The organism is Natrononativus sp. DTA114, assembly GCF_059736515.1.
Genome location: NZ_JCASSN010000001.1, coordinates 751,182 through 766,212, shown reverse-complemented (window position 1 = coordinate 766,212; position 15,031 = coordinate 751,182). Strand labels below are relative to the sequence as shown.

General features: G+C 61.5%; 14 protein-coding genes. 9 read left to right on the top strand and 5 right to left on the bottom strand.

Annotated elements, in window-relative coordinates; all coding sequences use genetic code 11:
* Positions 1 to 32 precede the first annotated feature (32 nt).
* From AC6I6S_RS04030 to AC6I6S_RS04020, 3 genes are all read left to right on the top strand, one after another.
* Positions 33 to 1,439 carry a hypothetical protein gene (locus AC6I6S_RS04030; protein ID WP_497948446.1) on the top strand — a complete coding sequence of 469 codons (1,407 nt, stop codon included), beginning with the start codon at positions 33 to 35 and terminating at the stop codon, positions 1,437 to 1,439.
* Between the two features lie 47 nt (positions 1,440 to 1,486).
* Positions 1,487 to 1,771 (top strand): DUF7410 domain-containing protein, encoded by a 285-nt coding sequence (locus AC6I6S_RS04025; protein WP_497948445.1) that lies wholly within the window; start codon positions 1,487 to 1,489, stop codon positions 1,769 to 1,771.
* Between the two features lie 487 nt (positions 1,772 to 2,258).
* Positions 2,259 to 2,432 (top strand): hypothetical protein, encoded by a 174-nt coding sequence (locus tag AC6I6S_RS04020; protein WP_497948444.1) that lies wholly within the window; start codon positions 2,259 to 2,261, stop codon positions 2,430 to 2,432.
* A 292-nt stretch (positions 2,433 to 2,724) separates the two neighbouring features.
* On the opposite strand, the gene AC6I6S_RS04015 is transcribed toward AC6I6S_RS04020, so the two are convergent.
* The 3 genes from AC6I6S_RS04015 to AC6I6S_RS04005 all read right to left on the bottom strand — a co-directional run bounded on the left by AC6I6S_RS04015 (position 2,725) and on the right by AC6I6S_RS04005 (position 8,796).
* Complete coding sequence (locus AC6I6S_RS04015; RefSeq protein ID WP_497948443.1) at positions 2,725 to 5,217, bottom strand: cbb3-type cytochrome c oxidase subunit I; 2,493 nt, start codon at positions 5,215 to 5,217, stop codon at positions 2,725 to 2,727.
* Complete coding sequence (gene coxB / locus AC6I6S_RS04010; protein WP_497949296.1) at positions 5,217 to 6,119, bottom strand: cytochrome c oxidase subunit II; 903 nt, start codon at positions 6,117 to 6,119, stop codon at positions 5,217 to 5,219. The genes AC6I6S_RS04015 and coxB overlap by 1 nt, the downstream gene beginning before the upstream one ends.
* Before the next feature lie 325 nt (positions 6,120 to 6,444).
* Positions 6,445 to 8,796: an amino acid permease gene (locus AC6I6S_RS04005; protein WP_497949295.1), complete on the bottom strand. Its 2,352-nt coding sequence runs from the start codon at positions 8,794 to 8,796 to the stop codon at positions 6,445 to 6,447.
* A 266-nt stretch (positions 8,797 to 9,062) separates the two neighbouring features.
* Between AC6I6S_RS04005 and AC6I6S_RS04000 the strand changes: the two genes are divergently transcribed.
* Together AC6I6S_RS04000 and AC6I6S_RS03995 are read left to right on the top strand one after the other, a co-directional pair.
* Positions 9,063 to 9,347: an amphi-Trp domain-containing protein gene (locus AC6I6S_RS04000; RefSeq protein ID WP_497948442.1), complete on the top strand. Its 285-nt coding sequence runs from the start codon at positions 9,063 to 9,065 to the stop codon at positions 9,345 to 9,347.
* Between the two features lie 24 nt (positions 9,348 to 9,371).
* A complete protein-coding gene (locus tag AC6I6S_RS03995; protein WP_497948441.1) occupies positions 9,372 to 9,770 on the top strand; it encodes a helix-turn-helix transcriptional regulator in 399 nt (132 codons plus the stop codon).
* On the opposite strand, the gene AC6I6S_RS03990 is transcribed toward AC6I6S_RS03995, so the two are convergent.
* Positions 9,767 to 10,177, bottom strand: a complete 411-nt coding sequence (locus tag AC6I6S_RS03990) for a DUF7975 family protein (RefSeq protein ID WP_497948440.1) — start codon at positions 10,175 to 10,177, stop codon at positions 9,767 to 9,769. The genes AC6I6S_RS03995 and AC6I6S_RS03990 overlap by 4 nt on opposite strands.
* A 59-nt stretch (positions 10,178 to 10,236) precedes the next feature.
* On the opposite strand from AC6I6S_RS03990, the gene AC6I6S_RS03985 reads away from it, so the two are divergent.
* Positions 10,237 to 10,872 carry an adenylate kinase gene (locus tag AC6I6S_RS03985; RefSeq protein ID WP_497948439.1) on the top strand — a complete coding sequence of 212 codons (636 nt, stop codon included), beginning with the start codon at positions 10,237 to 10,239 and terminating at the stop codon, positions 10,870 to 10,872.
* Here the strand turns inward: AC6I6S_RS03985 and AC6I6S_RS03980 are convergent, their stop codons facing one another.
* Positions 10,873 to 12,363 carry a DUF7289 family protein gene (locus AC6I6S_RS03980; RefSeq protein WP_497948438.1) on the bottom strand — a complete coding sequence of 497 codons (1,491 nt, stop codon included), beginning with the start codon at positions 12,361 to 12,363 and terminating at the stop codon, positions 10,873 to 10,875.
* A gap of 175 nt (positions 12,364 to 12,538) precedes the next feature.
* Here AC6I6S_RS03980 and AC6I6S_RS03975 point away from each other — a divergent pair, with 175 nt between their 5' ends.
* From AC6I6S_RS03975 to AC6I6S_RS03965, 3 genes are read left to right on the top strand one after another with little or no spacing between them, the layout of a single operon-like run.
* On the top strand, positions 12,539 to 13,483 hold the full coding sequence (locus AC6I6S_RS03975; protein ID WP_497948437.1) for a DUF106 domain-containing protein: 945 nt from the start codon (positions 12,539 to 12,541) through the stop codon (positions 13,481 to 13,483).
* 52 nt (positions 13,484 to 13,535) lie between these two features.
* The gene (cmk, locus tag AC6I6S_RS03970) at positions 13,536 to 14,111 is read left to right on the top strand and encodes a (d)CMP kinase (protein ID WP_497948436.1); all 576 of its coding nucleotides are present in this window, start codon (positions 13,536 to 13,538) and stop codon (positions 14,109 to 14,111) included.
* A complete protein-coding gene (locus AC6I6S_RS03965; RefSeq protein ID WP_497948435.1) occupies positions 14,111 to 15,016 on the top strand; it encodes an RNA-guided pseudouridylation complex pseudouridine synthase subunit Cbf5 in 906 nt (301 codons plus the stop codon). Before cmk ends, AC6I6S_RS03965 begins: the two co-directional genes overlap by 1 nt.
* The last annotated feature ends 15 nt before the right edge of the window (positions 15,017 to 15,031 follow it).

Sequence of the window (15,031 nt, the reverse complement as noted above, 5' to 3'; positions counted from 1 at the left end):
GTAGATGAACGACGGGTCCCACTTTTTTGCCAATGAGCGAACGGGCGGCAGTTGTCCGCCGCGCCGGTCTCGTCTTCGCGGCGATTCTCACCGTTCTCGCGACCGGTGTCGGGATCGCCGCGGCGAGCAACGTCGTCGTCGGCCTCTCCGACTCGAGCGGGGACGTGTCGGTCCCAACGTGGCTCTACCTCGCCTCCGGCGCGGGCGTCGTCGGCGCCTCCGCACTGTTGACGATGCTCGTCACCGACGAGGCGACTATCGACGGCTTTCACGACGGATCCATCGGGGTTTCCGGCTCGGCGCTACTGCGCGCCGGTTCGCTGCTCGCGGGCACGATCGGCCTCATCGCGCTCGGATTCGTGGTCATCGTCGGCCTGCTCGGCCCCCAGGGCGTCGGCCTCGTGAGCGCCGCGGTACTGGTGACGTTCGTCGGCGTTCGCGCCCTGTTGACGATCGTCACCTACAGCGTCGGCAACCCCTGGCCCGCGCTCAACCCCTGGCGGCGCGTGGCGACCCTGCTGCCGACCCTCGAGCGGCCGTACCCGGACGGACTCGGCTCCTGGCCCGCAGTTGCCGCCCTGCTGGGATTCATCTGGCTCGAGGTGGTTGCACCCGTCGTCTCCTGGCCGCAGTTCCTGGTGGCCGTCCTCGGCGGCTACACGGTCTTCACGCTCGCGGGTGCCGTCGTCTTCACCCCCGACGTCTGGTTCCGGCGCGGCGATCCGCTGTCCACCTGGTTCCGTCTCTACGGTGCCGTCGCGCCGATCCAGCGGACCGACGACGGCCTCGAACTCCGGTTCCCGGCCGCCAGGCTGGCCGACGACGACGTCATCACGGATCTGTCGGTGGTGGCCTTCGCGCTGGTGTTGGTCTGGGAGCTAACGTACAGCGGCTTCATCGTGACCTCACCGGGGGTCCGGACGGTCGAGTTCCTGGTCGGGATCGGCGTCCCGCCGGCGCTCGTCTACCTCGGCTTGCTGCTGGGCGGCTTCGCGTTCTTCTGGCGCGTCTACTGGTTCGCCGCCGGCTGGACCCGCAATCGCGCACAGACGTTCCTCTCACAGCGGTATCTGGCGCTCCGGTACGCGCCGCCGCTGCTCGCGATCGCCGCGGGGTACCACTTCGCGCATTACATCGGCTTCACCATCTCGCTGTGGCCACAGCTCACGGAAACGCTGCTGACGCCGCTGAATCCGGACCCGAACCCGACCCAGTACGCGCTCACGCCCTGGTTCGGCTACGTCGAAATCGCCGGCGTCCTCATCGGACACGTGCTCGCCGTCTGGGTCGCACACGCGATCTCCTTCGAGCTCTTTCCCGGCAAGCTCCAGGCGATCAGGAGCCAGTATCCGTTCATCATCGTGATGATCTTCTTTACGATGCTCAGCCTGTGGCTGATCTCGATGCCCGCGATGGAACCGGTGTACGTTCCCGACTGACCGGTAGACACTTGACTCGACCGGCCCAACGCACGCGTAGGAGAAGAATGTACGCCGAAGAGGTCACCGAACTCGAGTACGACGTGCCGGCCTCGGAGCGGCCGCTGCAGTGTCCCTACTGCGACCGGCCGTTCCGCACGGAGCAGTACCGCACGTTCCACCTCGGGCGCGTCCACCCCGAAGAGTGCACCGACGCCGAACGCCAGGCGTTCGAGGCGCAGGCGGATACGGAGGAAACCGATCTCTTCACCTTCCACCTCAAGGCCGCCGTCTCGGTGTTTCTCACTTACTTCATGTTCACGTTCCTCTACGCGTTGGCCTGGGTGCAGTAACTCGAGTTCCACGACGGACTCAAGAGCGGTTTTTCGATGACACCTGAGAGAGTCCCGCGCCCATCGGTCGTGTAGACGGGCCGCCGTCTTCGAAGTCGGGGTAAAACCCTCGAACGGTAGCCGGCTTCTGGCGGTGTACTGGTTTCACGTCACTGCGTCTGACCGGCCCGGAAAGAGCCTGGGTACTGAACGGGAGGGCGCGTCTGTCGGCGAGGATTCAGTCCTCTTGCAGTACTTCGTCGTGAACATACACCGGAGCGCGACACGTTTGCTCGTCACCGTCGTGCGTAACCGTTCCACGCATGGTTCGAGGTGTTATTTCCCGTACGGTATCGAACGCGACGGTCGGCGTCGACTGAACAGTGCCTGATCGGGAGACGAGCATTCGGCGGCTAACCACGAATATGCGCCCTTCACGTTCCACTCCTAATCGTTCCGTTCCCGATTCTGTGGTGAGAGAAACTGACACGGACTCTGTATCGTCAATATGATTTTCCAGAACTGTGTCCAGGCGTTGTGTAGCGATCGAGAGACAACGCGTCTCGAGGCGTTCGTTTTCATCGACCGATTGATCGAACTCGACGGGATCTGCCGCGCCTCGCTTCGGTTCTTCCTGCCAATCATCTACGTGATCTCCCGGGTCGGGATCAGACACCAGTAACGTCGAACATCCGGCCAAACAGATGGATAGACCAGTAGCAAGTGACGAGAGAAGAGATCGCCTTTCAGGCATATTTCCGTAGTTAGTGCCAACCGATAAATGCGTTCTCCAGAATGGGCACCGTGTTCTATCGTTCGTCCGTTGCGCACACGCACTCCAATCGTCGACGGCCGACCGAGGGCTCGTTCGCGAGCAGTGAGTTGTTTACATCGACAACCACGACACTCGGCTGACTGGTCGGAAGCAGTGTCACAGACGGAACGAAATACTCGAAAACGTGGCCCGATGCCCGCTACATCAGGTAGAACAGCGGGAAGAGGAAGACCCAGACGATGTCGACGAAGTGCCAGTAGAGCCCGAAGAACTCCACCGGTCGCGAGTCTTCCATGTAGGCGTCGATCGTGATGATCCGGTAGATCATGAACACGGCGACGAGCAGCCCCAGGATGACGTGGATGCCGTGGAGACCGGTCGTCACGTAGTACAGCGAGTACTCGAGGCCGCTGAACCAGTACTCCTCGTGGGCGAACTTGTCGCTCCACTCCCAGGCCTTGACGCCCAGGAACGACAGCCCGAGCAGGAGCGTCGCGGACATCGTCGCGAGCAGCCCCTTCTTGTTCTGGCGTTCGGCCATCACCAGCGCGAGGATGACCGTGAAACTCGAGGTGAGCAGGATGTACGTGTTCAGCAGGCCGGGCCAGGCTTCAGGCGGCACCGGCGAGAACGTGTCCCAGCCGGCGTGAATCCGCATGAACAGGTACGCCCCGATGAACGCCCCGAAGACGACGACGTCGGAGGCCAGGAACACCCAGACGCCGAACTTCGTGTTGCCGACGCCCTCGAACGGCCAGCGTTCGGCGATCGTCATCTCGGGAGCGTGGAAGCTCTCACGGCCGAACTGGAACAGGACGTAGGCGAGGATCGCCAGCCCGAGGACGGTGATGATCGGATAGATGGCGTTCGGCGCCGGCGCATCGGGATCGATCTGCCCGGTCGCCGCGGCGAACTCCGCGATGTACGGCGTGAGTCCCGAGAGGCCGAGGAACAGGACGAACGTCCCGATCCCGATCCCCAGCGGCCAGATACTCGCGTGGTCCGCGTGCTCCTCTTCTGTGTGCGTTTCGTGTTTCGTCGCGAGTTCGCCGCGGGCCGTCTGCGTGGCAGGGACGCCACCATCGGTGGCCGCCGACTCGGTGGAGTCGTCGACGAACTCGAGGCGACCGCTGGCGTAGCTCGGACGGTTCTCCCAGTTCTCGAGCGGCGGCGGCGACGGAATCGCCCACTCCGCAGTTCGGGAGAACTCCCAGGGGTTGTCCGGCGCGGTGGGGCCGGAGACCAGACTCTTTCCGAGCGTGTAGAACATGATCAGGAACGACGCCCCGAGGACGAACGCGCCGATCGTCGCGATCTGGTGGTAGATCTCCATGCCTTCGCCGTAGTGGAAGACACGGCGCGGGGTCTCCCAGGCGAGGAACATCGGGAAGTACAGCAGGTTGAAGCCGACGAAGTAGACGGCGAAGTTGACCTTCCCGAGGAACTCGTCGTACATCTTCCCCGTGATCTTCGGCCACCAGTAGTAGATGCCGGCGATCAGCGCGGTGACGCCGGAGACCATCACGTAGTGGAAGTGGGCGACGACCCAGTAGGTGCCACGGAACTCGTAGTCTAGGACGACGGCACCGAGGAAGACCCCGGTGATGCCGCCGAGGATGAACAGGACGAGCGCACCCAGACTGAACAGGAACGGCGTCGTGAACCGGACCCGCCCCTTGACCATCGTGTAGATCAACGCGAACACCATCAGGTCAAAGGGCAGTGAGATCCCGATGGTGGTCGCCATGAACAGCGTCTTGATCTCTAAGTTGATCGTCGTCAGGAACATGTGGTGCATCCAGACGAGGAACGACTGGACGGCCACGAGAACCATCGCGATGATGACCCACTTCCGACCGACGAGACGCCGACCACAGAAGGTCTGGAACGTCTCGAACATGATCCCCAGCGCGGGGAAGAAGACGATGTACACCTCCGGATGGCCGAAGAACCAGAACAGGTGCGCCCACAGCAGGCCCGATCCCTGATCGGTCGCGAAGTACTGCGTGAGGAGGATGCGGTCGGTCGCGAGCAACAACAGCGCTGCGAGCAGCGCCGCGAACGCGAACAGCATCATCCAGACGGTCAGCAGCCACGACCAGGTAAACAGCGGTACGTTCCACAGTCCGAGCCCTTCCGCGCGCGAGCGGTGGATCGTCACGAGGAAGTTGACCGTCCCGATCGTAATCGAGAGCGTAAACAAGATCAACGCGAGAATCGTCGAGTTGCCACCCGTCGTCGCCTGCATCGCGGGTGAGTACGTCGGTACGTTCAGCGGGGCGTACATCGTCCAGCCGCCGCCGAAGGTCCCGCCCTGGAAGAACGAGAGCATGATGAGCACGCCCGAGAACAGGTAGAACCAGTAGCTCAGCGCGTTCAGTCGCGGGAAGGCGAGGTCCTTCGCCCCGATCTGCAGCGGCACCAGATAGTTCGCGAAGCCGGCTGCAAACGGCGAGAGGAACCAGAACACCATCAACAGGCCGTGGGCCGTCACGGACTGGTTGTAGGCGTTGTCGGTTAGCAGTCCCGTCCCACCGGCTTCCCAGAGGTGAACCCGGAAGAGGAGCGCGAGAATACCGCCGAACAGCAGGAAGAACAGCGCCGTCGCTAGATAGAGGATCCCGACGTCCTTGTGGTTGGTCGTGACGAGCCAGCGCTTGATCGACGTCATCGGCGGGAAGTCGTCAGCCATCAGTCCTCCCCTCCGTCGCCGGCGTCGTCGCCGTTCTCTTCTCCGTTGGAGTCATCACCGTTGTCGTCATCAGTTTCGTCGTCTGTCTCCTCGTCACCGTTTTCTTCCTCGCCGTTGGCTTCATCGCCGTTCTCTCCATCGTCGGCTTCATCGCCGTTCTCTCCATCGTCGGCTTCATCGCCGTTGGCTTCATCGCCGTTGGCTTCATCGCCGTTGGCGTCCTCACCGTTCTCCTCGTCTTCTTCCATCTCGGCTACCTGTTCGTCCATCCACTCCTCGTAGCCCTCCTGGTCAGTGACGTTGAGCGTGGCCTCCATGCCGGAGTGTCCGGGTCCACAGAGTTCGAAGCACTCGATGAGGTACTCGCCTTCTTCCTCGGCGATGAACCATGTCTCGTCGTGTTCACCGGGGATGGCGTCGGCTTTCACCCGTTGTTCGGATACCCCGAACGTATGCCAGACGTCGTTCGCGGTCACGTTGAGCCAGACCGTCTCACCCTGCGGAACGACCAGTTCGTTGGATTCGACGCCGTTCTCGTACTGGAAGTTCCAGCCGAAGGCGAAGCCTTCGACGTCGATTTCGATGGCGTCCTCGCCGGGGTTGCCGTCGGGACCGTCCTCGACGTAGAGGAGCATCCCGTAGGTCCAGACGACCAGCGAGATGACGATGATCGCGCTCAGACCGAACGATACGAATAGTTTCTTCCCACTGCCTCCGCCTGTCGGTAACTCCCCGAGTGTCGGCAGATCCTCGCCGGGCTTTCTGTCCTCGTGATCGCGATACTTGTACGCGTTGTACAGAGTGTACGCGATGACGATGACGCCGACGAGCGTCCCGAGTCCAAGGAAGACAAGGAAAATCTCCTCGAAGACGTTTACACGCGTCTCGGGCTGCGCCTGCATCAGGGTCGAAAGTGCGCTGAAGATTGTGTTCACCTCAGTTGTGGTCGCTTATATGTCGGACGATGATTCCCGGGGACACTTATCTATTTGGAAACGGCCCACGGCATCCGTTTCGTGTGCCGGCGTTTACGGGGACGTCGGTCACCAGCGTGGGGTGTCGGTCGCCGTCGATTCCCGGTACTCGTGGTCCTTCGTCTAGCCCTTCGACCGACCGACCTTTTCTCTATCGTTCTGCCAGCGCCACCGTGTCAGTCTCGCAGAGTGTTAGTGGACTATTGCACGCGGCCAGAGCAAATCGGACCGCGAAAACAGTACCAACCGGTGGTCAGTCGTCGCGGTCACCCAGGATGCGCTCGCGCAGCGACCGCGACGCTCGCTTCTCTGCGAGCAAAACGGGGACCTCGAGGCGGTCGATGACGTCGAAGACGAGCGAGCCGCGGAACAGTCGTGACAGGAGCCCGCGGCGGGTTGCGCCGATGATCACCATCGAGTGGTCGGCGGCTGCGCGCTCGATTGCCGCCTCGACGTCGCCGTCGTCGACGATAACCGTCGCGCTCTCGAGACCGTGATCGCTCGCCCAGTCGCTGATGAACGCCTCTCCCTCGGCGCGCTGTTCGGGGCTGTCGACGACGTGTAGTAGGCTGATCTCACTGTCGTACTCCGCCCGCAGTGCGCGGGCGATTTCCGCGCTGACGTCGGAGTCGTCCCCGCCGGCCGTCGGCACCAGAATCCGCGAGGCGTCGACGGACTCCCCGTCGAGGACGAGGAAGTCACACGGCAGGTCGTGGGTGAGTTCGTCGAGGGGCCGTTCGACTCGCCCTTCGCCGAGACTCGAGCCACCCCAGCCCATGACCACCGTGTCGGCGTCGTGGACGCGAGCGGCATCGAACACCTCCTCGAACGAGCGGTGCGAGACGATGGTTTTCGTCTCGATGTCGACACCGAAGGTCTCGGCGTCGTCCCGGGCGTTCTGCATGAGTCGTTCGGATTCCGAACTCAGTCGATCGATGTGCTCTGCACCCTTCTGAAGCGGCGTCTGGTCGGGAACCTGGACGATGTGCGTTGCGAGCACGGAGCCACCTTTCGCTCGAGCGAGGGCGCTTCCAAGGGTGATGAGCGCGCGCTCAGTTCGCGGGTTCGAAAGCGCGACGAGAATTCGCGGACCGGACGAGTCCGCGTCGGTGTTCGGCGTTACTGCGCTCGCCGCTGCCACCGCCGGCCCCGGCATCTCGGCCGAGCGCTCGAGGACGTACTGACTGAGGATACCCTGAAGCTCGGTTTTGTCTCGCGCGTAGACAAAGTACCAGACGACGGCGACAAGGACGAAGAGAACGCCCAGACCGATCTCGATGGCATCCATGAAGTAGATAAGCGCGAGCGAGAAGACGAACCCGAGAATCGGCGTGATCGGGTAGAACGGAACCGTAAAGTCGGGGTCGTACTCGGGGACGTCAATCTCGCGGAAGACGATCAACGACATGTTGATCATGGCGTAGACCACGAGGTGGAGCACGCTCGCGGCCTTCGCGAGGACCTCGACGTCGGCACCCAGCCCGAGGATGAAGACGATGATGATCACGCCGGTCACGGCGATCGACCGGTACGGCGTCGCGAACCTCGGATGGATCTCGTTGAGCCAGTCGGTGACGATCTTGTCCCGCCCCATCGCGAAGTTGATCCGTGCGGAGGCGAGGATCGATGCGTTCGCGCTCGAGGCCGTCGCCAACAGCGCACCGAGCGTCACGGAGAGAACACCGACCGAGAGCACCGGGATACTGGTGCCGGCCACCGACACGTCGACGTCGAACGCCACGGTAGCGGCGTCGGCCATCGGGGCGTCGAAACTGAGCTGGTCGTAGGGGACGAGCCCCATCATGAGACCGACGAGAATCGTGTAGACGACCATCACGATCGCGACGCTGCCGATGATCGCGATCGGGAGATTCCGTCCGGGATTCTTCAGTTCCTCCGCGATCGTCGCGATCTTTGCGTAGCCGAGATAGGAGACGAAGACGAGCGCGGCACCCGGGAGGATCTCGGCGTAGCCGAGCGGGGCGACACTCCCGTCGGTCGTGACGGTCGCCCAGTCGAACGAGAAGAAACCGATGACCGCGAACACCGTGAGAATCCCGAGCAGGAGCGTCACGATGACGGTCTGAATGCCGCCGGTCTCCTTCGCGCCGATGTAGTTGACGCCGACGAAGACGATGCCAGCGAGCAGCGCGCCGATCTGGACTTCGTTGATCGTGAGCGGACCGAAGACGAGCGTCGGGAGGAGTTCGACGGTTCCGAGCACCGGCAGTGAGACGACGGTTCCCTCGAGCAAGTCCGCGAGGTAGCCGCCGAACCCGATACAGTAGAAGGCCGAGGCGAACGCGAGGCCGATCCAGTCGCCGACCCCCGAAATGGAGCCGAACAGGGGGCCCAGCGCGCGGTTGATGTAGTAGTACGCACCGCCCGCTTTCGGCATCGCGGTCCCGAGTTCTGACACCGAGAACGCGTTTATCATCGCGATCATACCGCCGATGATGAACGAAATAACGACGACCGGGCCGGCCTCCTGAGCGGCCGCGCCGGGCAGGACGAAGATGCCGGCCCCGATCATCGTCCCGATACCGATTGTCATCGCCGAGAGGAGACCGAGGTCTTTCGCGAGTTCTTCGTCACTCACCGCGATCCCCTCGGTTGGAGGACTGCGAGCGGTTCAACGCCTTCTTTCTCGGCATCGATCGTCTCCACACCCTCATGTCGATCACCGTTCTCGAGCGATCTGCGTGGTAAAATACCGTCGTGCAACCTGTGTAAGACGCTGGTTCATATCTGGTGCAAGTTTCCGAGGCATTATAAACGAGACGAAACCGGTGACGAAAATTGCGAGGCGATGATTCCGGTCCGGTGGGAACGAACGGTACTTTCTATACCGCTCCTCTCCTACCGTGATGTATGCCCGAGGAAGTACTCTTCAAGTTCGAACAGCGGATGGACCGCGCGGAAATCGCCGATTACCTCCGAACCGTCGCGGACACCCTCGAGGGCGGTGACGATATCACCCTCGAGTCCGGATCCGATACGGTTTCCCTGGCACCTCCATCACAGCCCACCTTCGAGGTCAAAGCCGAGCGCGAAACCTCGAGTTCGGGCGGGCCGGGCGAGCTCAGTATCGAGTTCGAACTCGAGTGGGACGAAGGGGAGGACGCCGGTGACGGCGGCGGACTCACCATCGGCTAACGACCGGTTCGTGACGGTGTGATCGTGCCTTCAGTATCTCCGGTCGCCGCGTACTCGCTTCCGGTCGGAGACGCCGTCTCGCTCGCAATCGTCGGCGTGCTGTTGGTGGCGCTCGCAGCCGTCCTGTACCAGTACTGGGTCCGACGACCTGATTCCGAAACACCGCTCCGTAACCGCGGACCGGACCGGTCTGAAGTGACCGATTCCATCCCGGAGGCGGGCCTCTCCGACGACGAACTGATCCGCCGTTGGTTGACGGAGGCGGGTGGCGAACTCCCACAGAAGGCGCTCACCGAGCGAAGCGACTGGTCGAAATCGAAGGTGAGTCGGCTTCTCTCACGGATGGAAGACGAGGGTGTTATCGAAAAGGTGCGCGTCGGCCGCGAGAACATGATCGTGCTCCTCGAGGAGAAATCCCGCTAGACGGCGACGACCCAGGCCCGGAACGCTTCCGGGAGTTCGTAGACCTCCCGAAATACGGCGTCGAGGAACTGGGCGATCCGGTTCGGATCGGCCTTCGCGCTCACGCGGACGTTGTTCCCCTCGGCCTCTTCCGGGCGCGTGATCTCGTCGATCTTGAACGCCGGAAACGAGCCGAGTAGTTCCTTCAAGGCCTCGAGTTCCGAATCGGTGCAGTCGAGATTCACCACGCCGTCGGCGAACTGCAGCCACGGCACGCCCAGGTCGGGGTCGGGCGCGTTCTCGCCCTCGAGCGCGCTCTCGTCGACTTCGATCGTCAGGAACTGGCTGCCTCGGTTACGGTGGGCGGTGATAGCATCGACGAACAGGCTCCGTCTGCCGGCGGTATCGCTCGCGTCGAATCGCGTCATAGCCGGAGGGATGTGCGCCATTCTTTAAGCCTTTATGCGACGGCGGCGAACGGCCGACTATGGCACAGCCACGGATTCTGATACTCGGAGCGCCCGGGGCGGGCAAAGGTACGCAGAGCGCGAAGATCGCCGACGAGTTCGACGTCGAGCACGTCACCACCGGCGACGCGCTGCGCTCGAACAAGGGGATGGACATTTCGGATCTGGACCTCGAGTACGACACCCCCGGCGAGTACATGGACGCGGGCGAACTCGTCCCCGACGAGGTCGTCAACGCCATCGTCGACGAGGCCCTCTCCCAGAGCGACGGCTTCGTCCTCGACGGCTACCCGCGGAACTTAGAGCAGGCGGAGGAACTCGAGGGGATGACCGATCTCGACGTGGTGCTCTACCTCGACGTGAGCGAGGACGAACTCGTCCACCGGCTCACCGGCCGCCGGATGGACCCCGAGACGGGCGACATCTACCACGTGGAGTACAACCCGCCGAAGGATTCGGAGGTCGAAGAGCGGTTGGTCCAGCGCGAGGACGACGCCGAGGACACCGTGAAGGAACGGCTGCGGGTGTATCGCGAGAACACGGAGCCGGTTATTGAGTATTATGAGGAGGAGGGGAGCCTCGAACGAGTTGACGGTGAGCAGGCGCCGAATGAGGTGTGGGAGGACGTGAAGGCGACGATCGAAGACGCGGCGTAATTACTTGTTCTCCACGTCGATTTCGTACTCGGCGATATTTAGGTAGGTGATTTGGGGTGGAAGTGGGTATTCTTCCGGATAGACATCGATATCAGCATTTTCGAGATCTTGATCATAATTAAACTCCATTCCGTTAGAATGGGCACAGACCGAATACGCAACAATTGATCCAAAGAAGTCAACGTCGTTAGCCTGCATCCGAACCTGGTAGTCAGTACCACAATTTCCGCCACCCGTCTCTCCTTCCCACCAATTCTTTTCTTCTTCTGATGCCACGTATAATAGGCCTTCAAAGACCCCCGCACTTCCAGGCCCTAAATCAACCTCCATTTCAGATGTGCCATATAGTTGGATGTACTGTGCACCGATCTCATTACACCCATCAACACAGACAGTTCCATCTATATTTAGACGTTCACCAGAAGAATAGATTTTCAGAGCATTTCCATTCTCCTCATTGACAACGGTAATGCTATCTGACTCACCAACATGAATGTCACCAGCAACGATAAGGGTTACATTCCCGTCGCTAATATCGAACTCAAGACTATCCCCTTCACTAATCTCCTCTATAAAGTAGGTACCATCTGATACTGTCCCAGACGGTGGGTTCTCGGTGAGGTTCTTGTCAATATCCAGACTTTCTACATTCTCGTGATTTTCAGCATCAGCAACCATTTTATTAATTGTGGAATCTAGTGGGGGAAATGAATTCTGATTCGCGTTGTCAAACTGATCGTGGTGATCTTTGAAGCCATCGTCCGATGTATATGATGCATCAGACTCGAATGCATTTTCTATCTCGTCATATCCCAGTAGAACGGTCACTTTTCGCTCTTCGTGGTTGACGTTTCGGACTACTGTATTTCCAGCTTGAGATCTGAAATATTTTTCCCACCCTCGGTAATACTCACTCTCAATGGTCATCGTGATCGTTTCGTCCTCTACTGCGAGAGACCCGTGGGGGGTCGTTTCGTGATGAGAAATTGAAACACTTCCAGAATCTAGACTCTGTTCACCGGTAACGGTTGCTATGGGCAGCGTAAGTGTCTCGTCTTCGTAATGGACCTGTGGTGAAGACAACATTCGCGTCTCGTTTCCTCGTTCGCGCCAGACACCACCTGCTTGATACGCAACGATACTTCCGTCGTCAGCCTGATATTCGATAGCTCCGATACTAATCTCAATTGGGTCGAAATCCTCGTCGCTGGTTTCAATCGTAACTGTACCCGCATCAGTTTTCGTCACCGCACCGTGCTCGCCCGCCTCGAAATCCATCTCCTGTGACGAATCCTCATTTGTAGAGATCGTCGCCATCTTCTGGCTAAGTTCGACAAATGCTTGCTCAATACGCTCTTGTTCGGCGTCCTGTTCTGCCTGACTAACCGTCTCACCAGCAACAACTAACAATCCGATACTCCCAATAGCAACAATCCCGATCAACAGCACAATCCCCAACGTCGCAGTTTGCCCCCTCGAGCCCCCTGTCATTCGCTATCACCGTTGCGATTGCTCGAGTTCATTGTCCAACTAATACTCGCCCACACTAATATATCGTTTGGATATATTTTCTACACGATACGTCTGGGCCGACCGGCGGTTTGGCCCGGCCGCGGGAGCCCGAAGATAAACACTTGTATACCGGACGTGACCTAGCACAACGCAGATGACGCGTACAGCGGAGAAAATCGACGCCCTCGTCCGGGAGGATTCCTCGATGGCCGAGGCCCTCGAGTCCGTTCGCACCGAGGCCGACAGAAACGGCGGCGAGGTCGAGTGGAGTGACGTCCGCGACGACCTGACGAGCGGCCAGTGGGGTCGATTGATCGAGAAGGGTGTGCTGGTCGACGGGGCCGACGGCTTCGTGATCGCCGACCGGGAGGCCTACGACGAGGCCTTAGACGGCGACGGCGATACCGATATCCCCGACGTCGACATCGACGAGGAGGCATCGAAGTGGTCCCAGTGGGACAAGATGGCCGCAGTCGGCTCCCTATTGTTGATGATCGGCTACTGGCTCGAGTCCGTGCGGGACGTCGTCGGTGGCGCGCTCAACCTCTTCCTGGGGCCGCTCGACGCCGCCCTGCCGTTTTACGCGGTGATTCTGGCCGTCGCGATGCTCACGGGCCTGTACTCGACGCTGCTCCAGGCGAACCTGATGAACATGGACCGCATCGGGAAGTACCAGGAGCGGATGTCCGCGATGCAGGACAAGCGCAAGGACGTCCAGGAGCGCAAGAAGGAAGCCGAGGAACGGGGCGCCAGCGAGTCGGAGATGGAGCGTCTGGACAACGAGATGCAGCGCGTGCAGGAAGAGCAGATGGAGGCGATGACGGAGAACCTCGGGATGTTCAAAGAGCAGTTCCGGCCGATGGTCTGGATCATGCTGTTTACCATCCCGCTGTTCCTCTGGATGTACTGGAAGATCCACGGCGGCAGCGGTACCGGCAGCGAAACGATCATCATGCCGATGGCCGGCGAAGTCACCTGGCGAAGTGGGCTGCTCGGCCCGATGCCGGCCTGGATCGTCTGGTACTTCCTGTGCTCGATGGGCTTTACGCAGTTGTTGCGCAAATCGCTCAACATCGACATGACGCCCTCGGGCGCCTGATCCCGCTCAGTCGATTCAAAACCCATTTTACCCGTCCGGTCGCAGTTCGACTATGTTACTGACTGTTTCCGGCCCACCGGGCAGCGGAAAGAGTACGACTGCGGCGCTGTTGGCCGACACCTTCGATCTCGAGCACGTCAGCGGCGGCGACATCTTTCGGGAGCTGGCCGACGAGCGCGGCTACACCCCCCTCGAGTTCAACAAACTCGCCGAGGAGAACGACCAAATCGACCGCGATCTGGACCGACGCCTGCGCGAGATCGCAGTCGATCGAGACGATCTGGTGCTCGAGTCCCGCCTGGCCGGCTGGCTGGCGGGCGAGCACGCCGACTTCCGGTTCTGGCTCGACGCGCCGCCGGCGGTCCGCGGCGAGCGGATCGCCGAGCGCGAAGAGAAAGATCCCGAGCGGGCCACCGAGGAGACTCGCGCCCGTGAGGCGAGCGAGGCGCTTCGCTACGAGGAGTACTACGGGATCGACATCGAGGACCTCAAGATCTACGACCTGTCGGTGAACACGGCCCGGTGGGAACCCGAAGCCGTCCTCGACATGCTCGTCACCGCCGTCGAGGAGTACGACGCGACGGGCGACGAGGGGAAAGCGCCGACGACGATCGACTACGAGTTCTGATGAGCCTGCGCGGCCCACCCGAGGAGCGCTCGCCGGCTGACTTACTCAGTTTCGGTGTCGTCAACCTCGACAAACCGCCCGGCCCGTCCTCACACCAGGTCAGCGGCTGGCTCCGCGACGCCGTCGACGACGCGCTCGCCGACAGCGGGAGCGAGACGCGGATCGAGAAGGCCGCTCACGCCGGCACCCTGGACCCGAAGGTGACCGGCTGTCTGCCGATCATGCTCGGAACGGCGACCCGCCTCGCGCCGGCGTTTCTCGAGGGCGAAAAGGAATACGTCGCCGTGCTCGAGTGCCACGGCCCGGTTCCGACGGATATCGACTCCGTGGCTGCGGAGTTCGAGGGGCCGATCTACCAGAAGCCGCCCCGAAAGAGCGCCGTCTCGCGACGCCTGCGCGTGCGCGAGGTTTACGGTCTCGAGGTGCTCGAGACGGCCGACCGACAGGCGCTTCTCCGCATCCGGTGTGAGAGCGGCACCTACGTCCGAAAGCTGTGTCACGACCTCGGTCTGGCGCTCGGAACGGGCGCGCATATGGGCAATCTCCGCCGAACGGCCACGGAGCCGTTCGACGATCGAACTCTGCACACCGCCTACGAACTGTTCGACGCGCTCGCGTTCTGGCTCGAGGACGACGATCCGGACCTCCTCTACGAGGTCGTTTCGCCGGGAGAGCGCATTCTCGAGGGCATTCCATCGGTAACCATCGCCGAGAGCGCCGCTCGCGAGGTCGCCGAAGGGGCGCCGGTGTACGCCCCGGGCGTCATCGCGGCCGACGACGTCGGGCGGGGAACGCTGGTCGCCTGCTACACGGAGAACGGCGCCGCCGTCTGTCTGGGGACGCTCGTAGGAGACCCCGACGCGAACGAGGGGACGGTCGTCGACCTCGAGCGGGTGCTGGTCTGAGGACGCCTCGACCCG

What these genes read in the sequence shown, in the direction of transcription:
- AC6I6S_RS04030 (WP_497948446.1), top strand. Translation starts at nt 33, where the DNA reads ATGAGCGAACGGGCGGCAGTTGTCCGCCGCGCCGGTCTCGTCTTCGCG.
- AC6I6S_RS04025 (WP_497948445.1), top strand. Translation starts at nt 1,487, where the DNA reads ATGTACGCCGAAGAGGTCACCGAACTCGAGTACGACGTGCCGGCCTCG.
- AC6I6S_RS04020 (WP_497948444.1), top strand. Translation starts at nt 2,259, where the DNA reads ATGATTTTCCAGAACTGTGTCCAGGCGTTGTGTAGCGATCGAGAGACA.
- AC6I6S_RS04015 (WP_497948443.1), bottom strand. Translation starts at nt 5,217, where the DNA reads ATGGCTGACGACTTCCCGCCGATGACGTCGATCAAGCGCTGGCTCGTC.
- coxB (WP_497949296.1), bottom strand. Translation starts at nt 6,119, where the DNA reads ATGCAGGCGCAGCCCGAGACGCGTGTAAACGTCTTCGAGGAGATTTTC.
- AC6I6S_RS04000 (WP_497948442.1), top strand. Translation starts at nt 9,063, where the DNA reads ATGCCCGAGGAAGTACTCTTCAAGTTCGAACAGCGGATGGACCGCGCG.
- AC6I6S_RS03990 (WP_497948440.1), bottom strand. Translation starts at nt 10,177, where the DNA reads ATGACGCGATTCGACGCGAGCGATACCGCCGGCAGACGGAGCCTGTTC.
- AC6I6S_RS03985 (WP_497948439.1), top strand. Translation starts at nt 10,237, where the DNA reads ATGGCACAGCCACGGATTCTGATACTCGGAGCGCCCGGGGCGGGCAAA.
- AC6I6S_RS03980 (WP_497948438.1), bottom strand. Translation starts at nt 12,363, where the DNA reads ATGACAGGGGGCTCGAGGGGGCAAACTGCGACGTTGGGGATTGTGCTG.
- AC6I6S_RS03975 (WP_497948437.1), top strand. Translation starts at nt 12,539, where the DNA reads ATGACGCGTACAGCGGAGAAAATCGACGCCCTCGTCCGGGAGGATTCC.
- cmk (WP_497948436.1), top strand. Translation starts at nt 13,536, where the DNA reads ATGTTACTGACTGTTTCCGGCCCACCGGGCAGCGGAAAGAGTACGACT.
- AC6I6S_RS03965 (WP_497948435.1), top strand. Translation starts at nt 14,111, where the DNA reads ATGAGCCTGCGCGGCCCACCCGAGGAGCGCTCGCCGGCTGACTTACTC.